General features: G+C 61.2%; 23 protein-coding genes and 1 tRNA gene. 7 read left to right on the forward strand and 17 right to left on the reverse strand.

All coding sequences use genetic code 11. The features are described from left to right. Positions 1-9 precede the first annotated feature (9 nt). From nuoK to rpsO, 17 genes are all read right to left on the reverse strand, one after another. The gene (gene nuoK / locus ACAM51_RS05555) at positions 10-318 is read right to left on the reverse strand and encodes an NADH-quinone oxidoreductase subunit NuoK (protein ID WP_005793248.1); all 309 of its coding nucleotides are present in this window, start codon (positions 316-318) and stop codon (positions 10-12) included. Beyond that, positions 315-983 carry an NADH-quinone oxidoreductase subunit J gene (locus ACAM51_RS05560; protein WP_218340160.1) on the reverse strand — a complete coding sequence of 223 codons (669 nt, stop codon included), beginning with the start codon at positions 981-983 and terminating at the stop codon, positions 315-317. Before ACAM51_RS05560 ends, nuoK begins: the two co-directional genes overlap by 4 nt. 50 nt (positions 984-1,033) lie before the next feature. After that, complete coding sequence (gene nuoI / locus ACAM51_RS05565) at positions 1,034-1,546, reverse strand: NADH-quinone oxidoreductase subunit NuoI (protein WP_218295510.1); 513 nt, start codon at positions 1,544-1,546, stop codon at positions 1,034-1,036. Between the two features lie 12 nt (positions 1,547-1,558). Beyond that, complete coding sequence (gene nuoH, locus ACAM51_RS05570) at positions 1,559-2,635, reverse strand: NADH-quinone oxidoreductase subunit NuoH (protein ID WP_218295511.1); 1,077 nt, start codon at positions 2,633-2,635, stop codon at positions 1,559-1,561. Continuing rightward, positions 2,632-4,767, reverse strand: a complete 2,136-nt coding sequence (nuoG, locus tag ACAM51_RS05575; protein ID WP_369642957.1) for an NADH-quinone oxidoreductase subunit NuoG — start codon at positions 4,765-4,767, stop codon at positions 2,632-2,634. The genes nuoH and nuoG overlap by 4 nt, the downstream gene beginning before the upstream one ends. A 15-nt stretch (positions 4,768-4,782) precedes the next feature. Beyond that, on the reverse strand, positions 4,783-6,141 hold the full coding sequence (gene nuoF, locus ACAM51_RS05580; RefSeq protein WP_218295513.1) for an NADH-quinone oxidoreductase subunit NuoF: 1,359 nt from the start codon (positions 6,139-6,141) through the stop codon (positions 4,783-4,785). Beyond that, positions 6,138-6,671 carry an NADH-quinone oxidoreductase subunit NuoE gene (nuoE, locus tag ACAM51_RS05585; protein ID WP_369642958.1) on the reverse strand — a complete coding sequence of 178 codons (534 nt, stop codon included), beginning with the start codon at positions 6,669-6,671 and terminating at the stop codon, positions 6,138-6,140. Before nuoE ends, nuoF begins: the two co-directional genes overlap by 4 nt. Beyond that, positions 6,668-7,921, reverse strand: coding sequence for an NADH-quinone oxidoreductase subunit D (locus ACAM51_RS05590; RefSeq protein ID WP_369642959.1), 1,254 nt, complete (start codon positions 7,919-7,921; stop codon positions 6,668-6,670). Before ACAM51_RS05590 ends, nuoE begins: the two co-directional genes overlap by 4 nt. A 27-nt stretch (positions 7,922-7,948) precedes the next feature. After that, complete coding sequence (locus ACAM51_RS05595) at positions 7,949-8,557, reverse strand: NADH-quinone oxidoreductase subunit C (protein ID WP_369642960.1); 609 nt, start codon at positions 8,555-8,557, stop codon at positions 7,949-7,951. 10 nt (positions 8,558-8,567) lie between these two features. Continuing rightward, entirely contained in the window at positions 8,568-9,047 is a 480-nt protein-coding gene (locus ACAM51_RS05600; protein WP_007849129.1) for an NADH-quinone oxidoreductase subunit B family protein, read from the reverse strand. Between the two features lie 24 nt (positions 9,048-9,071). Continuing rightward, positions 9,072-9,431 (reverse strand): NADH-quinone oxidoreductase subunit A, encoded by a 360-nt coding sequence (locus tag ACAM51_RS05605; protein WP_055393226.1) that lies wholly within the window; start codon positions 9,429-9,431, stop codon positions 9,072-9,074. Positions 9,432-9,504: 73 nt separating this feature from the next. Continuing rightward, positions 9,505-9,589, reverse strand: a tRNA-Leu gene (locus tag ACAM51_RS05610). Between the two features lie 114 nt (positions 9,590-9,703). Then, a complete protein-coding gene (gene secG / locus ACAM51_RS05615) occupies positions 9,704-10,078 on the reverse strand; it encodes a preprotein translocase subunit SecG (protein WP_218295517.1) in 375 nt (124 codons plus the stop codon). Positions 10,079-10,117: 39 nt separating this feature from the next. After that, positions 10,118-10,867, reverse strand: coding sequence for a triose-phosphate isomerase (gene tpiA, locus ACAM51_RS05620; protein WP_218340156.1), 750 nt, complete (start codon positions 10,865-10,867; stop codon positions 10,118-10,120). Between the two features lie 2 nt (positions 10,868-10,869). Continuing rightward, entirely contained in the window at positions 10,870-11,856 is a 987-nt protein-coding gene (locus tag ACAM51_RS05625; RefSeq protein WP_369642961.1) for an NAD(P)H-quinone oxidoreductase, read from the reverse strand. 104 nt (positions 11,857-11,960) lie between these two features. Further along, positions 11,961-14,207 (reverse strand): polyribonucleotide nucleotidyltransferase, encoded by a 2,247-nt coding sequence (gene pnp / locus ACAM51_RS05630; protein ID WP_218295520.1) that lies wholly within the window; start codon positions 14,205-14,207, stop codon positions 11,961-11,963. Positions 14,208-14,414: 207 nt separating this feature from the next. Continuing rightward, positions 14,415-14,681, reverse strand: a complete 267-nt coding sequence (gene rpsO, locus ACAM51_RS05635) for a 30S ribosomal protein S15 (RefSeq protein WP_005793232.1) — start codon at positions 14,679-14,681, stop codon at positions 14,415-14,417. A 203-nt stretch (positions 14,682-14,884) separates the two neighbouring features. On the opposite strand from rpsO, the gene ACAM51_RS05640 reads away from it, so the two are divergent. The 7 genes from ACAM51_RS05640 (at position 14,885) to ACAM51_RS05670 (ending at position 22,562) form a co-directional block, all read left to right on the forward strand. Beyond that, the gene (locus ACAM51_RS05640) at positions 14,885-15,172 is read left to right on the forward strand and encodes a hypothetical protein (protein ID WP_369642962.1); all 288 of its coding nucleotides are present in this window, start codon (positions 14,885-14,887) and stop codon (positions 15,170-15,172) included. A 79-nt stretch (positions 15,173-15,251) separates the two neighbouring features. Continuing rightward, positions 15,252-15,833 (forward strand): GspH/FimT family pseudopilin, encoded by a 582-nt coding sequence (locus ACAM51_RS05645; protein ID WP_369642963.1) that lies wholly within the window; start codon positions 15,252-15,254, stop codon positions 15,831-15,833. Between the two features lie 5 nt (positions 15,834-15,838). Further along, positions 15,839-16,498 carry a type IV pilus modification protein PilV gene (gene pilV, locus ACAM51_RS05650; RefSeq protein WP_369642964.1) on the forward strand — a complete coding sequence of 220 codons (660 nt, stop codon included), beginning with the start codon at positions 15,839-15,841 and terminating at the stop codon, positions 16,496-16,498. A gap of 16 nt (positions 16,499-16,514) precedes the next feature. Beyond that, positions 16,515-17,432 (forward strand): PilW family protein, encoded by a 918-nt coding sequence (locus tag ACAM51_RS05655; protein WP_369642965.1) that lies wholly within the window; start codon positions 16,515-16,517, stop codon positions 17,430-17,432. A 17-nt stretch (positions 17,433-17,449) separates the two neighbouring features. Continuing rightward, positions 17,450-18,292 (forward strand): PilX N-terminal domain-containing pilus assembly protein, encoded by an 843-nt coding sequence (locus tag ACAM51_RS05660; RefSeq protein WP_369642966.1) that lies wholly within the window; start codon positions 17,450-17,452, stop codon positions 18,290-18,292. A gap of 89 nt (positions 18,293-18,381) precedes the next feature. After that, complete coding sequence (locus ACAM51_RS05665; RefSeq protein WP_369642967.1) at positions 18,382-22,101, forward strand: pilus assembly protein; 3,720 nt, start codon at positions 18,382-18,384, stop codon at positions 22,099-22,101. Positions 22,102-22,127: 26 nt separating this feature from the next. Then, the gene (locus tag ACAM51_RS05670; protein WP_369642968.1) at positions 22,128-22,562 is read left to right on the forward strand and encodes a type IV pilin protein; all 435 of its coding nucleotides are present in this window, start codon (positions 22,128-22,130) and stop codon (positions 22,560-22,562) included. Positions 22,563-22,583: the final 21 nt, after the last annotated feature.

A 22,583-nucleotide genomic window follows, 5' to 3' on the forward strand; every position in this document is an offset into this window, starting at 1 on the left:
GGTGGCTCATCAACCCTTGAGGGTGTTGAGGTCTTCCGCGTTGATGCTGGACTTGTTGCGGAACAGCAGCACCAGGATGGCCAGGCCGATCGCCGATTCGGCCGCTGCCACGGTCAGGATGAAGAACACGAACACCTGCCCATGCATGTCGCCCAGGTAGTGGGAGAACGCCACGAAGTTCATGTTGACCGCGAGCAGCATCAACTCGATCGCCATCAGCAGCACGATCAGGTTCTTGCGATTGAGGAAGATGCCGATCACGGCCAGCGCGAACAGCATCGCGCCCAGCGAGAGAAAGTGGCCCAATGTCAGCGTCATGCTTTTTTCTCCTCGGCGACAGCCTCTGCAGGCGCTGGCGCCTCAGCCTTCTGGGTGGCGACAACCTTGACCACTTCGAGGCGGTCGCTGGCGCGCACGCGGATCTGTACGGACGGATTGATCGCCTTGCTGTCCTTGCGCTGGCGCAGCGTCAGGGCAATGGCGGCAATCATCGCCACTAGCAGGATCACGGCCGCGATTTCCACGGGATAGAGATACTCGGTGTAGAGCAGCTTGCCCAGCGCCTTGGTGTTGGAATACTGGACGACCTGGCCCGCCGCATTCACCGCCGTGGCGACAGCCTTGGGCTCATCCATGCCCCGGAAGCCACCCATCAGCACCGCGGCCATTTCGAGCGCGATCAGTGCGCCCACCGTGGCGGCCAGGGGAAAGTGCTTCCAGAACCCCTTGCGCACCGTGTCGATGTGGATGTCCAGCATCATCACGACGAAGAGGAAAAGCACCATCACCGCGCCCAGGTACACCAGCACGAGCGCAATGGCCAGGAACTCGGCCTTGAGCAGCAGCCAGACGGCGGCGGCCTGCGAGAACGCGAGGATGAGGTAGAGCACCGCATGCACGGGATTGCGCGCGGTGATCACTCGGAAGGCTGCGAACAGCAGCACGACCGAGAAGAGGTAGAAGAAACCTGTCTTGGCGTCCATGAATCGGGTCTTTATAGAAAGTCTGGCAAAGAGGCTGAACCCAGCACCGCTCAGCGGTACTTGGCGTCCGCAGCCTTGGCTGCCGCGATTTCACCTTCGTACCGGTCGCCCACGGCCAGGAGCATGTCCTTCGTGAAATACAGATCGCCACGCTTTTCGCCGTGGTACTCGAAAATGTGCGTCTCGACGATCGAGTCCACCGGGCAGCTTTCTTCGCAGAAGCCGCAGAAGATGCACTTGGTCAGGTCGATGTCGTAGCGCGTGGTGCGGCGGGAGCCATCGTCGCGCACGTCCGACTCAATGGTGATGGCCATGGCGGGGCACACGGCCTCGCACAGCTTGCAGGCGATGCAGCGCTCTTCGCCATTCTCATAACGGCGCAAGGCGTGCAGGCCACGAAAACGTGGCGACAGAGGTGTCTTCTCTTCAGGGAACTGCACGGTCACCTTGCGGCGAAAGGCGTAGCGCCCCGTGAGGGCCATGCCCTTGAGCAGTTCCACGAGCATGAAGCTCTTGAAGAAATCCTTGAACGAGAAAGGTGCAGCAGCAGCAACAGCAGTCATTTGTGTCCCCGCTTATTTCCAGATATTCCAAGGCGAGAGCAACCACCCGCCGACGATCAGCAGCCACACCAGGGTGACCGGAATGAAGATCTTCCAACCCAGACGCATGATCTGGTCATAACGGAAACGGGGGAATGTCGCCCGGATCCAGATGAACATGGACACCACGAGGAATGTCTTGATCCCGAGCCAGATCCAGCCAGGAATGAACGAGAGGAAATCCACCGGAGGCAGCCAGCCGCCCAGGAACATGAGGGCGGCCAGGATGGACACCAGCCACATGCTCGCGTATTCCGCCAGGAAGAAGATCGCGAAACCCATGCCGGAGTACTCCACCATGTGGCCCGCCACGATTTCGGCTTCGCCTTCCACCACGTCGAACGGATGGCGGTTCGTCTCAGCCACACCCGAGATCAGGTAGACCAGGAAGATGGGCAGCAATGGCAACCAGTTCCAGGACAGGAAGCCCAGGCCCATGTTGGAGGCCATACCGCGGGACTGGGACATCACGATCTCGGTCAGGTTCATGCTGCCCGAAACCATGATCACCACCAGGAAGCAAAAACCCATGGCGATTTCGTAGCTCACCATCTGCGCGGACGCCCGCAGTGCGCCCAGGAAGGCGTACTTGGAGTTCGATGCCCAGCCGGCAATGATCACGCCATACACCTCGATGGAGGTGATAGCCATCACCAGCAGCAGGCCGGCGTTGACATTGGCCAATGCCACGTCCGGGCCGAACGGAATCGCCACCCAGGCAGCCAGCGCGGGCATGATCGCCATGACCGGCCCCAGCACGAAGAGCCCTTTGCTGGCGGCAGTAGGCTGGATGATTTCCTTGGTCAGCAGCTTCAAGGCGTCCGCGATGGGTTGCAGCAACCCGAGCGGGCCGACCCGGTTGGGGCCATGGCGCACCTGCATGAAGCCCAGGAGCTTGCGCTCCCACAGCGTGAGATAGGCCACCGCCCCCATCAGGGGCGCCAGAATGCAGACGATCTTGAGCAGGATCCAGAGCACCGGCCAGACCACGCCGGTCCACCAGCCAAAGGAAAGCAGGTTTAGGCCCGCGTTGTAGATCGCGTCGATCATGCTGCCACTCCTTCGCGTGCCAAGCGCGCGTCGGCGGTCAGCTGCAGCGACGTGGAACGGCGCACCAGGCCGTCCAGTTGATAGATCGAGGCCACCACGGGCTCGCCCACCACTGCGGTGGCGACAGGGACAGCAGTGCTCACGGCATTCGACAATTGAGCGGCCGGGACCTGCGCGAAGGTGCCAGCAGGCGCATTCGTGGCGCGGGCCAGCACATCCTGCGACGTCTCGAAATCAAAACCCGGCACGCCCAGCAGATTGGCCAGCACGCGCAGCACCTTCCAGGCCGGACGGGTATCGCCCAGAGGACGCACCACGGCATGGAAACCCTGCAGGCGACCTTCCGCATTGATGAAGCTGCCCGAGGTTTCCGTGAACGGCGCCACCGGCAGCAGCACATCACTGAATTCCATATTGGCCTTGAACGGGCTCAAGGTCACCACCATCTCCGCCCCTCCCAGGGCCGTGGCGGCCTGCAGGCCGGCTGCAGAGTCATGGACAGGCTCGGTATTGAGCAGCAAGGCCGCCTTCAGTCCACCCGCCAGCATCTGGCCTGCACTCAGGCCTCCGTTCACGGGATGGGCGCCAGCGAATTGCGCGCCCACGGTGTTGGCGGCTTCCGTCAGGTAGCCGACGGTTGCCCCGGTTTGTTCACCAATCCAGTTGGCAAGCGCCAGCAGCCGGGCTGCCTGGGCATGGTGCGCTGCGGCATTGCCCAACAGTATGGCCTTGCGTTCGCCGCCCAGCAATGAGCGGGCGATGGCCAGGGAGGCTTCGGTGGGATCACCGGAACCTGCGGGTGCGGCCGTGCCCTTTTCCTGTGCCACGGCAGCGGCGATGGTGCCCAGCGCCTGCAGCCACTGACCGGCGCCTTGCAGCAGGGAGTGCTTCACGGGCATGGCCCAATCGGCCAGGGCCGAGTCGACCACGCTGACCTGGCAGCCATGGCGCGCAGCCTGGCGGATGCGCTGCGCGAACAGCGGATGGTCCTTGCGCAGGTTGGAGCCCACCACCAGCACGCGCTGCAGCGTGGACAGCGAGGCGATGGACGTGCCGAGCCAGCGGATGCCTTCGGGCGCCGCGAATTCGGCGTTGCGCAGGCGGTAGTCAATGTTGTCGCTGCCCAGGCCGCGCACCAGGGCGGAGGCCAGGTACAGTTCTTCGAGCGTGCTGTGCGGGCTGACCAGGGCACCGATGGCGCCAGCGCCATGGTCGTTCTTGATGTTCTTCAAGCCGTTGGCCACGTATTCGAGCGCAGTCTGCCAGTCGACGGTCTTCCAGACTCCGCCCTGCTTGAGCATGGGCTGGGTCAGCCGCTCGTCGCTGTTGAGCGATTCGTACGAGAAGCGGTCACGGTCGGCGATCCAGCATTCGTTGACGGCTTCGTTCTCGAACGGAACGACACGCATCACCTTGTGGTTCTTGACCTGCACGATCAGGTTGGCACCGGTGGAGTCGTGCGGGCTGACGGAGCGGCGGCGCGACAGTTCCCAGGTGCGGGCGCTGTAGCGGAACGGCTTGCTCGTGAGCGCGCCCACGGGGCAGATGTCGATCATGTTGCCCGACAGCTCGGAGTCCACGGTATCGCCCGCCACGGTGGTGATCTCGGAGTGCTCGCCGCGGTTGATCATGCCGAGTTCCATCACGCCGGCCACTTCCTGGCCGAAGCGTACGCAGCGGGTGCAGTGGATGCAGCGGCTCATCTCCTCCATGGAGATCAGCGGGCCCACATCCTTGTGGAAGACCACGCGCTTTTCTTCCTCGTAGCGCGAGGAGGAACCGCCGTAGCCCACGGCCAGATCCTGCAGCTGGCACTCGCCGCCCTGGTCGCAGATGGGGCAATCCAGCGGGTGGTTGATCAGCAGGAATTCCATGACCGACTGCTGGGCCTTGATGGCCTTGTCGCTCTTGGTGCGCACGATCATGCCCTGCGTGACCGGCGTGGCGCAGGCGGGCATGGGCTTGGGGGCCTTCTCCACGTCCACCAGGCACATGCGGCAATTGGCGGCGATGGAGAGCTTCTTGTGATAGCAGAAATGGGGAATGTAGGTGCCGGCCTTTTCGGCTGCATGCATCACCATGCAGCCTTCGGCGACTTCTACCTTCTGCCCGTCGAGTTCGATTTCAACCATATGCGTTTCTCGCGATCAGGCGGAGGCGGAAGCCTGCGGGGTCTTCTCTTGGCGGATCAGCGCTTCGAATTCCGGACGGAAGTGCTTGATCATGGCGCGCACCGGCATGGCCGCTGCGTCACCCAGTGCGCAGATGGTGCGGCCCTGGATGTTGTCCGCCACCGAATTGAGCAGGTTCAGGTCGCCATCGCGCCCCTGACCATGCTGGATCCGGTCGATCACGCGCCACATCCAGCCCGTGCCTTCGCGGCACGGCGTGCACTGGCCGCAGGACTCGTGCGAGTAAAAATAGGACAGGCGCAGCAGGCTCTCGACCATGCTGCGGGAGTCGTCCATCACGATGACCGCGCCCGAGCCCAGCATGGAGCCGGCCTTGGCGATGGAGTCGTAGTCCATCGTGCATTCCATGATGATGGAAGCCGGCAGCACCGGTGCGGACGAGCCGCCGGGAATCACGGCCTTGAGCTGGCGGCCCTTGCGCACGCCACCAGCGAGTTCGAGCAGCTTGGCGAAGGGCGTGCCCAGGGGCACTTCGTAGTTGCCGGGCTTTTCCACGTCGCCGGAGACCGAGAAGATCTTGGTGCCGCCGTTGTTGGGCTTGCCGCATTCAAGATAGGCAGCACCGCCGTTGCGGATGATCCACGGCACGGCCGCGAAGGTCTCGGTGTTGTTGATGGTGGTGGGCTTGCCGTACAGGCCGAAGCTGGCCGGGAACGGCGGCTTGAAGCGCGGCTGGCCCTTCTTGCCTTCCAGCGATTCGAGCAGCGCGGTCTCTTCGCCGCAGATATAGGCGCCGAAGCCGTGCGCGGCATGCAACTGGAAGCTGAAGTTACTGCCCAGGATCTTGTCGCCCAGGTAGCCTGCGGCGCGTGCCTCTTCCAGCGCTTCTTCAAAACGGTCGTAGGTCTGGAAGATTTCGCCGTGGATGTAGTTGTAGCCCACGGAGATGCCCATCGCGTAAGCCGCGATGATCATGCCCTCGATGACGATGTGCGGGTTGAACTGCAGGATGTCGCGGTCCTTGCAGGTGCCCGGCTCGCCTTCGTCGGAGTTGCACACCAGGTACTTCTGACCCGGGAACGAGCGGGGCATGAAGCTCCACTTGAGGCCGGTGGGGAAGCCCGCGCCGCCACGGCCGCGCAGGCCCGATTCCTTGACGGTGGCGATCACCTGGTCCTGGGTGAGGCCTTCGCCTTCGCCCTGCGCCAGGATCTTGCGCAGCGCGGCGTAGCCGCCACGCGCTTCGTAGTCCTTGAGGCTCCAGTTCGTGCCGTCCAGGTCCGCATAGATCTGCGGGTTGATGTGGCGGTCGTGGAAGCAGGTCTGGACGCCGGTGGCCTGGAACTGCGAGAGGATCTGTGCGGCGGTGGTCATGCTTGTCCTTCCGCAGCGCGCAGGCCATCCACAAGCTGGTCAAGCTTGTCGTTGTCCATGAAACTGCACATGGTGCGGTCGTTGACCAGCATCACGGGCGCATCGGCACAGGCACCCAGGCATTCGCACTGCTGCAGCGTGAACAGGCCGTCGGAAGTGGTCTCGCCCATGGCCACGCCGAGCTTCTTCTCGAGGTGGTGCAGCGCCTTCTGGCCGTCGCGCAGCTGGCAAGGCAGGTTGGTGCAGACGTTGAGCTTGTACTTGCCCGTCGGCTGCTGGTTGTACATGTTGTAGAACGTGGTGACTTCGTGCACCGCGATCTGGGCCATGCCGAGGTACTCGGCGATCACGGCCTCGCTCTCGACACTGACCCAGCCCTGCTCCTGCTGCACGATGGACAGGCAGGCCATCACGGCCGACTGCTTCTGCTCGGGTGGGTACTTGGCGACTTCGCGCGCAAAACGGGCGAGCGTCGCCTCGGTGATGGCGGTGACGCCAGCGGTCTGGTTCTTCGATTCGGTCGTACTCATCGGTCAATCTCTCCGAACACGATATCCATGGTGCCGATGATGGCCACCGCGTCGGCGATCATGTGGCCGCGGGCCATTTCATCGAGCGTGGCCAGGTGCGCGAAGCCCGGCGCACGGATCTTCAGGCGGTAGGGCTTATTGGCCCCGTCGCTCACCAGGTAGATGCCGAACTCGCCCTTGGGATGCTCGACGGCGGCATAGGCCTCGCCCTCGGGCACATGGAAACCTTCGGTGAAGAGCTTGAAATGGTGGATCAGCTCTTCCATGTTGGACTTCATGGATTCACGGTCGGGCGCAGCCACCTTGTGGTTGTCGGTGATGACCGGGCCGGGATTGGCGCGCAGCCAGTCCACGCACTGCTTGATGATGCGGTTGGACTCGCGCATTTCCTGCACGCGCACGAGGTAGCGGTCGTAGCAGTCACCCGTCTTGCCCACGGGCACGTCGAAGTCCATGCGGTCGTAAACGTCGTAGGGCTGGGTCTTGCGCAGGTCCCAGGCGATGCCGGAACCACGCAGCATGGGGCCGGTCATGCCCAGGTTCAGCGCGCGTTCGGGTGGCACCACGCCGATGCCCACGGTGCGCTGCTTCCAGATGCGGTTGTCGGTGAGCAGGGTCTCGTATTCGTCCACACAGGCCGGGAAGCGCTGGGTGAAGTCGTCGATGAAGTCGAGCATCGAACCCTGGCGGTTCTTGTTCATGGCCTCCAGGGCCTTGGCGTTCTTGATCTTGCTGACCTTGTACTGCGGCATGGAGTCCGGCAGGTCGCGGTATACGCCGCCCGGACGGAAGTACGCCGCGTGCATGCGCGCGCCGGAGACCGCTTCGTACATGTCGAACAGGTCTTCGCGCTCGCGGAAGGTGTAGATCAGGATGGTGGAGCTGCCGCAGTCGTTGCCGTGCGAACCCAGCCACATCAGGTGGTTCAGCAGGCGCGTGATCTCGGAGAACATCACGCGGATGTACTGGGCGCGGATAGGCACTTCCAGGCCCAGCAGCTTTTCGATGGCCAGGCAGTAGGCGTGCTCGTTGCACATCATGGACACGTAGTCCAGGCGGTCCATGTAGGGTAGCGACTGGATGTAGGTCTTGTGCTCGGCCAGCTTTTCGGTCGCGCGGTGCAGCAGGCCGATGTGCGGATCGGCACGCTGGACGACTTCGCCGTCGAGCTCGAGCACCAGGCGCAACACGCCGTGCGCTGCAGGGTGCTGCGGTCCGAAGTTCAGGGAGTAGTTCTTGATTTCAGCCATGGTGGGTCACGTGGGGCGCGGGGCGCCTTAGTGCAGGCCTCCGTACTTGTCTTCGCGGATGATGCGCGGCGTGATCTCGCGCGGCTCGATCGACACCGGCTCGTAGACCACCCGGCGCTGCTCTGCGTCGTAGCGCATCTCGACGTGGCCGGACAGCGGGAAGTCCTTGCGGAAGGGGTGGCCGATGAAGCCGTAGTCGGTCAGGATGCGGCGCAGGTCGTTGTGGCCGTCGAACACGATGCCAAAAAGGTCGAACGCCTCGCGCTCGTACCAGTTGGCCGAGTTCCAGAGATCGGAGACCGAAGCCACCACAGGGAAATCGTCATCCGCGCAGAACACCTTCACGCGCAGACGCTGGTTCAGGCTCACGGACAGCAGGTGCGACACGACACAATAGCGGGCTCCCTCGTTCACTGCGTCTGCATAGGCGGAATAGTCCACGCCACACAGATCGATCAGCTGTTCGAAACGGCAACCCTCCGCATCACGCAGGACGCGCATGGCATCGAGGTAGTCGGCGGCGGCAACGACCACCGTGACCTCATCCAGGGCCACCGTGATCTGGCGCACTTTCGCGCCCAACGCCGCGGTAATGTTGTCTTTGAGGTTTTCGGGCCGAATGGCAACAGCAGTCATCATCAACCCTTCAGACGCGAGCAATGGTGTTGGTGCGGCGGATCTTCTGCTGCAGCTGGATGATCCCGTAGATCAGCGCTTCGGCAGTGGGCGGGCAGCCGGGCACGTACACGTCCACGGGCACGATACGGTCGCAGCCGCGCACCACGGAATAGCTGTAGTGGTAGTAACCGCCGCCGTTGGCGCACGAACCCATCGACAGCACCCAGCGGGGCTCCGACATCTGGTCGTACACCTTGCGCAGGGCGGGCGCCATCTTGTTGCACAGCGTGCCGGCCACGATCATCAGATCGGACTGGCGGGGGCTGGCACGAAACACCTCCGCACCGAAGCGGCCGATGTCATAGCGCGCGGCGGCAGCATGCATCATCTCCACCGCACAGCACGCCAGGCCAAAAGTCATGGGCCACAGAGAGCCCGTCTTGGCCCAATTCACCACGGAGTCATAGCTCGTGGTGATGAAGCCTTCCTTCATCACGCCTTCAATCATTGCATCATCCTTGTTGAGGCCCGCTCATTCCCAATCCAGGGCACCCTTTTTCCACTCGTAGGCAAAGCCCACGACCAGGATAGCCAGGAAAATCACGACGGCCACGAAGCCGGCGATACCCACCTCATGCAGCGTCACCGCCCATGGGAAGAGAAATGCGATTTCGAGATCGAAAAGAATGAAGAGAATGGCCACGAGGTAGTAGCGCACGTCAAACTTCATGCGCGCATCCTCGAAGGCTTCAAAGCCACATTCGTAGGGGGAGTTCTTCGCGGCATCCGGGCGGTTGGGGCCCAGTATGTAGCCGAGGACAAGGGGGACAACGCCGACGGCGATGCCGACCAAGATGAACAAAAGGACGGGGAGGTACTGATCGAGGTTCATCTTGAGGATGTGCTCACCGCTGTGGCCTTGCCCGTCAGGACCCGAGCCGGGTCATGCAGGCAGGCCTTTGTTTTGGTGCCGTCGGCGAGACTCGAACTCGCACAGCTTTCGCCACTACCCCCTCAAGATAGCGTGTCTACCAATTTCACCACGACGGCTGTTTTTTGCATCTGGATGGCATGAGGAACCTTGCGGTTTTGGCTTTCCAGACAATCCAGAATTCTACTCCGGAAAAACCCTGCTTCGGCTTACGAAGCCCAATTTAGTGCAGATTATTTGGTGGGGATCTGCGCGGCGCCTGAAGCGGGCACCGCAGGAGCCACAACAGCATCCGAAGCCGAGGCCGCAGGAGCACCCGCGGGCACTGCAGCAGCCGGGCTTTCCAGCACGCTGCCCGAACTGGCGGGACGAGCATTGCCAAAGTAGGCCAACGCCAGCGTTGCGACAAAAAACACCGCAGCCAGGACTGCCGTGGTGCGCGACAGAAAATTGGCACTGCCGCTGGCGCCGAACAGGCTTCCGGAACTGCCGCTGCCAAATGCCGCCCCCATGTCCGCACCCTTGCCATGCTGGACAAGGATCAGGCCAATCATCCCCAGGGCCGTCAGCATCTGCACCGCCAAAACCACATTCACGATCACGTTCATTCTCTGTTCACTCCTGATTGAATAGCTGGAAGGGCCGCCTCAACGGGCAGCCGCAATAATTTGCAGGAAATCGGGCGCCTTCAGCGATGCCCCCCCGACGAGGCCGCCATCGATGTCAGGCTGCGCAAGCAATTGCGCCGCATTGACGGCATTCATGCTGCCACCGTACAGCAGGCGGATGCGGTCGGCGTGCTCGCTGGCCGCAGACAGCTGCGCACGCAGCACCGCGTGCACGGCCTGCGCCTGTTCGGGCGTGGCCGTGCGGCCCGTGCCGATCGCCCAGACCGGTTCGTATGCCACCACCACTTCGCTGATGCAATGGCCATTGAGATGGATCACCGCCGCCAGCTGACGCTTGACCACGGCCTCGGTCTGGCCGGCCTCGCGCTCCTGCAGGGTCTCGCCGACACAGACAATGGGCGTGATGCCCGCGGCCAGTGCCCGTTGCGCCTTTTCGGCAACGGCGACATCGGTTTCCCCATGGTACTGGCGGCGCTCCGAGTGCCCCACCAGCGCATAGCGCACGCCAAATTCCTTCAGCATGGCAGCCGAGACCTCGCCGGTGTACGCCCCTGCATCGTGCTGCGACACATCCTGGGCGGCAATCGCCACCACGGATCCGAACGCGACGGACTGCGCCTGCGCCAGATACGGAGCAGGCACGGCGACAGCGACGTCGCAGGCCGCGCCCTCAAGGCCGGCAATGATGCCTTTCAACAGGGCATCGTTGGCAGCCAGGCTGCCGTTCATCTTCCAGTTGCCTGCAATGAGTTTTTTCTTGCTGTTCATGGTCACCACGTCAAAACAATCTTGCCGATGTGCTGGTTCGACTCCATCAGGGCATGGGCATTGGCGGCATCCGCCGCAGCAAACGTGCTGTGGATGACGGGACGCACCCTCCCCTGCGCCAGCAAAGGCCACACATGCTCGCGCAACGCGCGGGCGATGGCGCCCTTGAATGCCACGGGACGCGGGCGCAGGGTGGAACCCGTGATGGTGAGCCGGCGCCGCAGCACCAGGCCCGCATTGAAGTCACTCTTGACACCACCCTGCACCGCGATGATGACGATGCGCCCGTCTTCGGCCACGCACTCCACCTCGCGCGCCACATAGTCGCCAGCGACCATGTCCAGCACCACGTCCACGCCCTTGGCCTGCGTGATGCGCTTTGCTTCCGCCACGAAGTCCTGCGTCTTGTAGTTGATGGCATGGTGGGCCCCCAACTGCAGACAGGCCGCGCACTTGTCGTCGCTGCCCGCCGTGGCAATGACGGTCGCTCCGAACGCCCGCGCCAGCTGTATGGCAGTCACGCCAATGCCGCTGGTGCCCCCCTGGACCAGCAGGCTTTCGCCCGCCTGCAGACGCCCCCGGTCGAAGACGTTGCTCCACACTGTAAAGAACGTTTCCGGCAACGATGCCGCCTCGACGTCGCTCAAGCCCTCGGGCACGGGCAGGCACTGCGCGACAGGTGCCACGCACCACTGCGCATACCCCCCGCCCGCCACCAAGGCACAGACGCGGTCGCCCACGCCAATGCCCGCCTGCGCCATGGCAGCAGGATCACCCGACTCCACCACGCCCGCGACCTCCAGGCCCGGCAGGTCCGAGGTGCCGGGCGGCGGAGCATAGTGCCCCAGTCGCTGCAGCACGTCAGGGCGGTTGATCCCGCTGGCGGCAACACGGATCAGCAACTCGCCGGCGCCCGGCTGCGGCATGGGGCGTTCCCCCAGCTGCAACACCTCCGGCCCACCAAAGGATGTGATCTCGACAGCACGCATGTTGCGATTCCTTGGACAGTTGGTTGGTTGGTTTGAGTGATTTTGATTGCCAACACCCTTTTCACAGGCGCCAGCAGCTACAAAATCAATAGCAAATCACCAACTCAGCCCACGATCTGCCCGGAACCGTTGTCCGAAGGCAGGGATTGCTGTTGTTGTTGCTGCTCCGCCGGCTGGCGGCCGCCGTCGCGCCCCTGGTCACGGCGAGGCTCACGGTCACCGCGCTCCGCGGGAGCAGGACGATCGCTGCCACCCGCCGGGCGGTCGGCCAGCACCTTCATCGACAGTTTGATGCGGCCCTTCTCATCGGTCTCCATGACCTTGACCTTCACGATCTGGCCTTCGGTCAGGTAGTCGGACACCTTCTCGACACGCTCATGGGCGATCTGGCTGATGTGCAGCAGGCCATCCTTGCCGGGCAGCAGGTTGATCAGCGCGCCGAAGTCCAGGATCTTGGTCACGGGACCTTCGTAGATCTTGCCGATCTCGACCTCGGCCGTGATCTGCTCGATGCGCTTCTTGGCTTCGTCCGCCTTGGCAGCGTCGGTGGCCGCGATGGTGATGGTGCCGTCTTCCTCGATGTTGATCTGGCAGCCCGTTTCCTCGGTCAACGCACGGATCACGGCTCCGCCCTTGCCGATCACGTCGCGGATCTTCTCGGGGTTGATCTTCATGGTGTAGAGCTTGGGCGCGAAGGTGGACACCTCGGTCTTGGCTTCGCCCATGGCTTCCTGCATCTTGCCCAGGATGTGCATGCGTGCTTCCTTGGCCTGCGCCAGGGCGACCTGCATGATCTCCTTGGTGATGCCCTGGATCTTGATGTCCATCTGCAGCGCGGTGATGCCGCCGGTGGTACCCGCCACCTTGAAGTCCATGTCGCCCAGGTGATCCTCATCACCCAGGATGTCGGTCAGCACGGCGAAGCGGTTGGCATCCTTGATCAGGCCCATGGCGATACCCGCCACGTGGGCCTTCATGGGCACGCCGGCGTCCATCATGGACAGGCAGCCGCCGCAGACCGAAGCCATGGACGAAGAGCCATTGGATTCGGTGATTTCCGACACCACGCGCATGGTGTAGGGAAATTCTTCCTTGGTGGGCAGCACAGCCACCAGGGCACGCTTGGCCAGGCGGCCGTGGCCGATTTCGCGGCGCTTGGTCGAACCCATGCGGCCCACTTCGCCCGTGGCGAAGGGAGGCATGTTGTAGTGCATCATGAAGCGGTCTTCGTACTCGCCAGCCAGGGCGTCGATGCGCTGCGCATCGCGCTCGGTACCCAGCGTGGTCACGACCAGCGCCTGGGTTTCGCCACGCGTGAACAGCGACGAGCCATGGGCGCGCGGCAGCACGCTGCTGCGGATTTCGATGGGGCGCACAGTGCGCGTGTCGCGGCCGTCGATGCGGGGCTCGCCGGCCAGGATCTGGCTGCGCACGATGCCCGCCTCGATGTCGAACAGCATGCCTTCGACCTTCACGGCATCGAACTCGACGCCATCGGCCTTCAGCGCGGCCATCACGGCGGCGTAGGACTCGCGGCAGGCCTGGGTGCGAGCCTGCTTGTTGCGGATCTGGTAGGCGGCGCGCAGCTTGTCGTCGGCCAGCGCAACCACCTTGGCGATCAGGGCTTCGTCCTTGGCGGGCGCTTCCCACTGCCACACGGGCTTGCCAGCATCGCGCACCAGTTCATGAATGGCGTTGATGGCCACATTGCCTTGCTCATGGCCAAACACCACGGCGCCGAGCATGATTTCTTCGGACAGTTGCTGGGCTTCGGATTCGACCATCAGCACGGCGGCTTCGGTGCCGGCCACGACCAGATCCATCTGCGAGCTCTTGCGCGCCGTCTGGCCGGGGTTGAGCACGTATTCGCCATTGATGTAGCCCACGCGTGCGGCGCCGATGGGGCCGTTGAACGGGATACCGGAGATGGCCAGCGCCGCACTGGTGGCGATGAGGGCAGCGATGTCAGCATCCACTTCGGGATTCAGCGACACCGTGTGGATCACCACATGCACTTCGTTGAAGAAACCTTCGGGGAACAGCGGGCGGATCGGGCGGTCGATCAGGCGGCTGGTCAGCGTTTCGTGCTCGCTGGGCTTCGCTTCGCGCTTGAAGAAGCTGCCGGGGATCTTGCCGGCGGCGTAGGTCTTCTCGATGTAATCCACCGTCAGGGGGAAGAAGTCCTGGCCGGGCTTGGCGCCCTTGGATGCCACCACGGTGGCCAGCACCACGGTGTCATCAATGTTCACCAACACGGCGCCAGAGGCTTGGCGTGCGATTTCGCCGGTTTCCATGACGACGGTCTTGTCGCCCCATTGGAAGGTCTTGGTGACTTTGTTAAAAATGCTCATGTTCAGCTCCTTTTTTAATAGCTGGTAGCGCTCTACCAGACTGCGGCGGAGAGCAATTCAGAACACGATGCCATTCCAGTGGACCTGCCTGCTGCACTGCGGCGGCAACCCCATTGGAATGACACAGCTTCGCTCTGTTTTGCGGCTCCGAAGTAAAAAACGCCTGAGCTAGCGGACTAACCCAGGCGTTTTCGCATGCAATGAAGATTACTTGCGCAGACCCAGCTTGGCGATCAGCGCGGTGTAACGGTCAGCGTCCTTGGCCTTCAGGTAGTCCAGCAGCTTGCGGCGGCGGCTCACCATGCGCAGCAGGCCGCGGCGACCGTGGTGGTCCTTGGCGTGCGTCTTGAAGTGAGGGGTCAGTTCGTTGATGCGGGCCGTCAGCAGGGCCACTTGCACTTCTGGACTGCCAGTGTCGTTGGCAGCACGGGCATTGGCCTTGACGACTTCGGCCTTGATGGAGGATGCGATCATAGTTTTCCTTGAATGTGGCCCGCAACGGATTGCCGGACCGTGATTTTTACTTGCGCCAGCAGCTGGAACGGCCGCAGGCGTGCGTCTTGCACCATGCAAAACTTGTCGATTATAACCCCGCATGCATTTCTTGCCTCACCAAGCCCCTGCAGACAGCGACCTACCCCTCCGATAGCCCCTTGCACCGCCCTTGAAAGCCTTCCATGACGCAATTTCATGCCCCTTCCCCACCCACCGCAGCCCACCACGCCTTGCTGGCCGCCGGCATCGCCCTGCTCCTGATCACCAGCCCCGGCACCGCCCTGGCCAAACGCTCTTCCAGCGACCCAACGATCACATCCCGCACCTCCCCCAAGAAGAAAGGCGCGAACAAGGTCACTTATCAGCGCAGCACCTCCGAAGAAACATCCGCCGAGCGCGATCGGCGGATGTACCGGGAATGCAAGGGGATGCATAACGCCGGTGCATGCCGGGGGTACACACGGAAGTAGCTGCCGCTCATCGTCACTCACAAGCCATTGGTCACGGACACATGGCGCTGCGCCGCCAGATTTCTTAGGATCGTCCTCTATGTTTGCACCGCCTTCGCCCCTGAGAACACCGCGTACCCCAGTTCAACGCGGCTTTACCGTCATTGAATTGATGGTGGTGGTGGCCATTCTGGCGATTCTCGTAGCCTTGGCCGCCCCCAGCTTCACCCCCTTGATTGAGCGCTGGCGCGTGCGCCAAGCAGTAGAGGGACTGCAGTCTTCAATTTACTACGCACGCTCCGAAGCCATCAAACGCGGAGGAAACGTGATTCTTGAAAAAATCCCCAACAACACTAATGGCTGCACGACGGCAACCGGCGTAAATGACTGGGATTGCGGCTGGCGTGTATGTGCCGATGCCAACAAAAACAACAGCTGCCAAGCTAGCGAAATCCTGCAGCGATTCGATACGTCAGCGAATTTACAAGTCACACGAAAAATAGATGGCGCGCGCATTGAGTTTGATCGATGGGGAAAAATCGTCGGCCCTCTTGGCTTCAGTTTTTCTTTGGTCCCCTATGACAAAGGCACCAGCAACCCTGCGGCACGCGGCTTGTGCATGAATTCCGGCGGGCGCATCAGAGTCACCAGCGACCCCCTCGATATTCCGTGTACCAACTGAATCCTATGCGACATACATTCCTTGAAACGCAACGCGGCATTACCTTGATCGAATCGTTGGTAGCCATCGTCGTTGCAGCTTTAGGCATCCTGGGCATTCTTGGTGTGCAGATGCGCACACTCACCGACACATCGACCAGTGTGCGCCGCGCGCAGGCTGTGAGACTGACAGAGGACCTCGGTGAGCGCCTCAAAGTCAATCCCAATGCCCTAGGCAATATCAGCAACTACGCTCTTGGCTGGCGCTCAAGTGGAACGACCACCGCGCAGGCATCCAAGCTCTGCGACGGCGGCACCTGCACCCACGCCGAATTCGCCGCTTACGAGATCCGCGAATGGAAACGTGCCGTAGAACGTGCACTGCCCCAAGGTAATGCCAGCGTCTTTTTCGCACCGGGTGACAACACGGCAGGCAACCGCCGCCAACTAGGTGTCTTGATTGGCTGGCGCGAGAACGAGCGCAGCATTAATGATGCGACAGACAGGGCTGCCTACAAAGATGCCCTTAGCACAACATCAACAGCCCTTGGTGGTGATGGTTCTGCCGCAACGACCTGCCCGGCCGACTTTACTTGCCATCTGCAATATATCCCTGTCAGCAGCCGCTGCGCACCGTACTTCGCAGATGTCGCCGTCCAGTACTTCTGCCCAGGCCCCAGATCATGATGGACAAATGCACCCCATGAAATACACCCACCCAAGGCCTGCTCTTCAACGCGGCGTCACCTTGATTGAATTGCTGGTCGGAATCGTCATCGGCCTGCTCACCATTGCAGTGGCCATGGGCGCGCTCATGGTGTCACGCGGGGTCTCGGGCACAGTCAGCGATGCCAGCGACATTCAGCAGCAAGCGTCCTATGCCTTCCGCGTCATGGGTCAGCAACTGCGTCAGGCAGGCTCACTCAAGCTCAAGCTGTCAGCAGCCAAGGTCGAGGGCGATAGTTCCCCAACGCTGGTGGGCGACCGTGTAGCCTTCGAAACGGACTTTGTCGCTACCCTCGGAGACGGCAGTATCTTCAACCTAGCCGCAGACACCTTGAATGGCAAAGACTCGCCTAGCGCAACCGAGTACAAGCTCACCACTGGCTACCGCAACTATCAAGAGTCCATCTACACCACACCGCGTGTAGAACCCGCGAGCCAAGCCTCCCTGCAACGCAACTGCCTGGGAGAAAACGGTACGAATGCCTTGGTGCAAAGCCGCTTCGTGCTCAAAAACAATGAGTTGCACTGCGCTGGCACAGCCAACTCGCAGGCCCTTGTGCGCAACGTCGCCAACTTTCAGGTGCGCTACCTTATGCAAACAGCTGCGGGCACAGGCAATCCCCAAATGCGCTATGTCAATGCCACCACAGTGGGCGCTACAGGCTGGCCGCAAGTCTTTGCCGTCGAAGTGTGCTTGGTGCTGTATGGCAACGAGGCCATCGACCTTCCCACTGGCAGCACTTATACCGACTGCGATGGCACCACCACCGTCGATATGTCCAGCGCCGCATCCACTGATATGAGCGGCAGTGCCATCGGCACACAACGAGCCCGGCGCATGCACATGGTGTTCCGCAACGTCTACCAACTGCGCAGCCAAGGGCTGGCAGGTTGACTTACTCAAAACAGATCATGTTCACGCAACGCATGCAGCCCCTCCGGTTTCAACATCCACGGCAGAACCAACGCGGTATCTCGCTGATCGTTGTCATCGTCTTCGTCATGCTCTCCATGCTGTTGGCACTGTGGGCTTCGCGCACCTCCATGTTCAACGAGATGGTGGTTGGCAATGATGCTGACTATCAGCGAGCCTTTGAAGCCGCACAAGCCCTGCTACTTGATGCGGAACTCGATATCCGAGGTGAGAAAGCCGACGGCAGCGACTGCCGAGTCCCCACTGCCACCGCTTGCCGCTTCGGCAGAACCAATCAGGCGCAAATCCCTTTGGAGGCCAAGGAGGCTGCAGCCTTGCTTGCGCAACTGGAAGGCATTACAACCGGCCCTCGCTGCATTGATGCACTCTGCCTCAAGCGCCCAGGCCGGCAGGACTTTTGGAATAACACCGGCAGCACCGCAGATGTCACCACGCAAGGCGAAGACGTCTCACTCGAACAAATGATGGCCAGCGCTGATGGCAACCGCATCGGCGCACGCTATGGCCAATACTCAGGCGCCGACGCCGGTAGCGCCAGCAACCCCATTTTGCAAATAGGCAACAAAGGGGCAGATGCCACCCGGAACAACGAAGGCGGCTGGTATTGGATTGAGGTACTCCCCTATGACAGCGATGCCGACAAATCACGCCTGATTGCTGGCGGCGCCAGCAATCTGCCGCTCAACCTGCAACCCAGCGTGGTGTACCGCATCACTGCCGTGGCCCACGGACGCAAGCTCAAGACCGAAGGCGGCTCTGATGTGCCTATCACCCGCGTAGTCCTACAGCAAACCTACGCCCGTCAGAAGCTAGTGGATTGATTTAGAAATACTACCAAAACAATAGCGCCACACGCTTTCCACATAAGCGCCAAAGGTCAATTTCACCCTAATTTCTCCAGGAGCAATACATGCCCCGCAATACACAGCATTCGCACCCTCACTTCAAGAAGACATTGCTCGCACTGGCGGTTGGCACAGCCCTGATGCCCCAAGGCAGTTGGGCGCTTGACCTGGCGCAGTCGCCACCGGGGACGGTGACGCCTTACGTGGCCCCGAACGTGATCATCTCGGTGGATGATTCGGGCAGTATGAATTTCCGCCAGGACGTAGAAAGTGTTCAAGGGACCAACGAGACAGCTCCTGATGCCAATGGTGTGTGGCCTATCTCGACCAAACGTATCAATGTGCTGAAGTACGCGCTGAAGAACGTTTTCAATGACCTCTCCTTGGTCCCCGATGGGAAGATCCGCCTAGCCTGGCAAGTGATGTGGAACAACGGAGCATCGCCTGGTGTTGGTGCTCGACAGAAGGACAGTGACGGCAACTGGCGAGGCGCTGCGGGCGCAACCAGCGTAGACAGCGCCACCATGGGTGAAAATTCGATGCGACCGCTGTCCAGCACCCATCGCACCAATTTCCAGACCTTTGTTGACAAGCTGACTCCTGGCAATGGGACGCCAACCCACCGCATGTTCAAGCAAGCCGATGGCTATATGCGCCGCACCCTTAGTGCCAATGGCCCTTGGGCTTCCAAGCCTGGTGACAGCAGTGCCACCGCAGAGTATCTGGGCTGCCGCCGCAACTACCACATCGTGATGACCGACGGGCGGTGGAACAACTATGAGGCCACCTATGCAGCAGGCGGCAATATCGACACCCCCTCCACGCTGACGTTGCCTGATACCACTAAATACGGGTCTGCCACATCGACCGGAACAACCGCTTTTACCAAGCTGTACCGTGATGGCACGGACAACACCTTGGCAGACTGGGCGTTCAAAAGTTGGTCTGATAAGCTCCAAGACCCTGCCAACCTGAGCGGCGGCATCACCACGGAATCCGACTATGACAAGGCACCTCCAACCGAGTTGATCGGGGGAGTTAACCTGCCGAAGTACTGGAACCCCAAGTACAACCCAGCCACGTGGCCCCATATGGTGACCTACACCATTGGGTTCAGCAAAATGGCCTACGAATGGCGAACCGATTTCTCGGATGCCAAATACAACATCACCCGCCCTACGGAGATGGTGCCCTTCGGCTTTGATGGGGACTTCCCTTTGCTGGTCAAAGGCGACAAGACATGGCCAGGCATGGGTGACGAAGACCGGCGCTCGCTGGATTTGTGGCATGCCGCCCTCAATGGTCGCGGCCGCTTCTTTGCTGTAGAGAAAGGCAAGGATCTGGAGACCGCCTTCCGCATGATCATCCAACAAATTGGCACCCAGAACGATCCAGATCTGGGCTCCACCGCGACCAGCGGCAGCAATGTGTCCCGCAACGACGTGGGCAAGTACGTTGCCAACTACATGCCCAAAGAGGCTTGGAGAGGCTGGGTTGATGCAGAGACCGTGAAGAAGAACGGCACCACCGAGCCCGCAGCGGGATGGGCTGGAAAAAACACGGCGACCTTGCTGGACGACGCTGGTTTTAGCGTAAGCAATCGCGTGATCCTGAGCTGGAGCAACAAGGTGATCGATGCAGCGACAGGCCAGGAAAAAGGCGGTGTGAAATTCGAATGGGCCAGCGACGAAACCAACCTGAGCACTGCGCAAAAAGGCTACTTTCATCTGAAGAGTGATGGAACCGCAGATGCGCAAGGGCAAGACCGGCTGAATTATGTGCGCGGTGACCGCAGTAAGGAAGGCACGGAAAACCCCGTGAGCTACCCCACGAGCAACCCATTCCGGCAACGCAAGTCTCGCCAGGGTGACATCGTGAACTCCGAGGTCTGGTACGTAGCCGCCCCTGTCAGCAACTATGCCTGGAAGGGTTATTCCGCATTCACGCGTGCGCAAAAGGACCGGCTGCCCATGATTTATGTAGGGGGCAACGATGGCATGCTGCATGGCTTCTCGGCCCAGAACGGCGTCGAGAAACTGGCCTATGTGCCCCGTGGAGTCCTACCTGCCGTAGGCCGCTTGACGGACCCAAGTTTCAACCAGAACCATCGCTACTATGTGGACGGCTCCCCCATGACCGGCGATGTGGATATGGGTGTTAGCCTCCCCACAGACCCTGCCTACGTCCCCGATTGGCGCACCCTTCTTGTGGGTGCTTTGGGAGCAGGCGGCAAAGGTTTCTTTGTGCTGGATGTGACCAATCCAGGCAACATTGCGGGTGACAACACAGGCAATTTCACCAAAGACAATGCACAGCAACTGGTGGTGATGGACAAGACCCGCCATGCCAGCGAAGCCACAGCCAGCGTGGCAGACTGCGAAAACGCTGCCATTACTCCGGCGGACAAGAAAGAGGCATGCCTGGCACTCGCCGACATGGGCCACATCTTCGCCAAACCCGTCATGGACGAGGCCAATCCGCAACGCACCTCGCAGATCGTGCGTCTGAACAACAACCGCTGGGCTGCGGTGATGGGCAATGGCTACAACAGCAAGAGTAGCCGCCCCGTGCTGCTGGTGCAATATCTGGATGGCGACAAGAAGCTATTGCGCTTGGTGGCCACGGGCACCACGGCCACAGATGCCAGCACCAGTACGACGGACAACGGCTTGTCGTCTCCGCGTCTGGTTGACATCAATGGCGATGGACGCCCCGATGTGGCCTATGCAGGCGACCTCAAGGGCAACATGTGGAAATTCCTGCTCACCAGCGACGACGATGCTGGTTGGGGGGTTGCACGCTGGGGAACGTCTGCGGCCACCACAACCAATCACACGACAAACGGCGTACCACTGTTCACCGCCATGGGCGGCACGGAAGGTTCGCCCGACTCGCGCACACTGGCACAGCCCATCACTACCGTGCCGACCGTTCGAGCGAATGACCGCAAGAAGGAAATCGATATTGGCGGCGGAAAGAAAGAAACCGTCTCGGTCGGCGGGCTGATGGTAGCTTTTGGCACCGGCAGCAACATAGCAACTTACAACTCAAGCACGCCGCTTGACCCGAACACTCCGGTCAATGCAAACAAGCAGACTCTGTACTCCGTGCTGGACAACGCACGCTATAAGTTAGTGGGCACCAAGAAAGATCGGGTGGAGGTTTGCGCATCATCCTCAGATGTGCCATGTAACAAGCTTGTGAAATCAGCCGATGACTTACCGACGCCGGTTGCGCTATCGAGCCTGGTTCAACGCTCCATTCCCACATCGTCTGTGAATACCCGCGATGGGCATGAGTTCTGGACCATCACTGATTCCACCGTCCTGAACTGGGGAACCAATAGTGGCTGGTACATGGATCTGCCTCAAACCCGTGAACGACTACTCAAACCTATCGAGTTCTACGACGGCAGCAATCTACTGACTGTGTTTACGCAAGTGCCGGCCAAGGGCTCCCGGCTTGACCCTGCCGTGGAAACCTGCGAGGCGGGCACGGTAGACAAAGAGCGCCAGTACCTAACGCTCATCAATGTCATGGATGGCAAGAAACCGAGCGTACAGGTGATGGACACCAATGGAGATGGCAAATACAACCTGACAGCTGACCAAGGCGCCTCGCGCATGTCAGTCACGGCAGGCGCTCAAACCATGATCAAAAAGGGGGAGAAAATGCGACTAACCGGCAAGAAGCCTGATGGCACGGGCAAATACCAGGATGACAATGAAGATATGGCCCTCTTGCCTGAACAGTCCATGCGCCCCAGCTGGCGTCAGATGCAGTAACCGGCCATTGCAGGAGCACCCCTTTTATGAAGCGCCAACACCATGGCTTTACGCTGATTGAATTGATGATCGTGGTGGCCATCGTAGGCATTCTCTCGGCCATCGCCTACCCCAGCTATGTCGAATACATCCGACGCGGACACCGCGCCGACGCTCGCGCTGGCTTGCTGCAGGCGCAGCAGTGGATGGAGCGCGCAGCCACAGCCACGGGCAACTACCCCACGGCGGGGGCCAATGTTCCGCCTGCCGCACTTACGTGGGCTACAGACAATACAAAACGCTACACCATCGGCTTCAAAGCAGGCGTCACCAATTCAGCAACTCAATTCACATTGATTGCCACACGCAAAGGAGCGCAAGTAGGCGACAAGTGCGGAGACTACACACTGACGCACACCAGCACCCAGGGAAACGATAACCTCAGTGGTGGCGCGACCATCGCAGATTGTTGGCGTAAGTAAGCGCCGCTACCATCCAGGGCC

This window comes from Acidovorax sp. A79, assembly GCF_041154505.1.
GTDB lineage: Bacteria > Pseudomonadota > Gammaproteobacteria > Burkholderiales > Burkholderiaceae_C > Acidovorax.

Bases quoted from the DNA above. Each gene is read 5' to 3' on its own strand.
- ACAM51_RS05560 (WP_218340160.1), bottom strand. From the start codon at position 983: ATGGACGCCAAGACAGGTTTCTTCTACCTCTTCTCGGTCGTGCTGCTG.
- nuoK (WP_005793248.1), bottom strand. From the start codon at position 318: ATGACGCTGACATTGGGCCACTTTCTCTCGCTGGGCGCGATGCTGTTC.
- ACAM51_RS05660 (WP_369642966.1), top strand. From the start codon at position 17,450: ATGTTCACGCAACGCATGCAGCCCCTCCGGTTTCAACATCCACGGCAG.
- ACAM51_RS05595 (WP_369642960.1), bottom strand. From the start codon at position 8,557: ATGACTGCTGTTGCCATTCGGCCCGAAAACCTCAAAGACAACATTACC.
- ACAM51_RS05605 (WP_055393226.1), bottom strand. From the start codon at position 9,431: ATGAACCTCGATCAGTACCTCCCCGTCCTTTTGTTCATCTTGGTCGGC.
- secG (WP_218295517.1), bottom strand. From the start codon at position 10,078: ATGAACGTGATCGTGAATGTGGTTTTGGCGGTGCAGATGCTGACGGCC.
- ACAM51_RS05600 (WP_007849129.1), bottom strand. From the start codon at position 9,047: ATGATTGAAGGCGTGATGAAGGAAGGCTTCATCACCACGAGCTATGAC.
- nuoG (WP_369642957.1), bottom strand. From the start codon at position 4,767: ATGGTTGAAATCGAACTCGACGGGCAGAAGGTAGAAGTCGCCGAAGGC.
- ACAM51_RS05665 (WP_369642967.1), top strand. From the start codon at position 18,382: ATGCCCCGCAATACACAGCATTCGCACCCTCACTTCAAGAAGACATTG.
- ACAM51_RS05640 (WP_369642962.1), top strand. From the start codon at position 14,885: ATGACGCAATTTCATGCCCCTTCCCCACCCACCGCAGCCCACCACGCC.
- tpiA (WP_218340156.1), bottom strand. From the start codon at position 10,867: ATGAACAGCAAGAAAAAACTCATTGCAGGCAACTGGAAGATGAACGGC.
- nuoF (WP_218295513.1), bottom strand. From the start codon at position 6,141: ATGACCACCGCCGCACAGATCCTCTCGCAGTTCCAGGCCACCGGCGTC.
- ACAM51_RS05655 (WP_369642965.1), top strand. From the start codon at position 16,515: ATGAAATACACCCACCCAAGGCCTGCTCTTCAACGCGGCGTCACCTTG.
- ACAM51_RS05590 (WP_369642959.1), bottom strand. From the start codon at position 7,921: ATGGCTGAAATCAAGAACTACTCCCTGAACTTCGGACCGCAGCACCCT.
- pilV (WP_369642964.1), top strand. From the start codon at position 15,839: ATGCGACATACATTCCTTGAAACGCAACGCGGCATTACCTTGATCGAA.
- ACAM51_RS05670 (WP_369642968.1), top strand. From the start codon at position 22,128: ATGAAGCGCCAACACCATGGCTTTACGCTGATTGAATTGATGATCGTG.
- nuoE (WP_369642958.1), bottom strand. From the start codon at position 6,671: ATGAGTACGACCGAATCGAAGAACCAGACCGCTGGCGTCACCGCCATC.
- nuoI (WP_218295510.1), bottom strand. From the start codon at position 1,546: ATGACTGCTGTTGCTGCTGCTGCACCTTTCTCGTTCAAGGATTTCTTC.
- nuoH (WP_218295511.1), bottom strand. From the start codon at position 2,635: ATGATCGACGCGATCTACAACGCGGGCCTAAACCTGCTTTCCTTTGGC.
- rpsO (WP_005793232.1), bottom strand. From the start codon at position 14,681: ATGATCGCATCCTCCATCAAGGCCGAAGTCGTCAAGGCCAATGCCCGT.
- ACAM51_RS05645 (WP_369642963.1), top strand. From the start codon at position 15,252: ATGTTTGCACCGCCTTCGCCCCTGAGAACACCGCGTACCCCAGTTCAA.
- pnp (WP_218295520.1), bottom strand. From the start codon at position 14,207: ATGAGCATTTTTAACAAAGTCACCAAGACCTTCCAATGGGGCGACAAG.
- ACAM51_RS05625 (WP_369642961.1), bottom strand. From the start codon at position 11,856: ATGCGTGCTGTCGAGATCACATCCTTTGGTGGGCCGGAGGTGTTGCAG.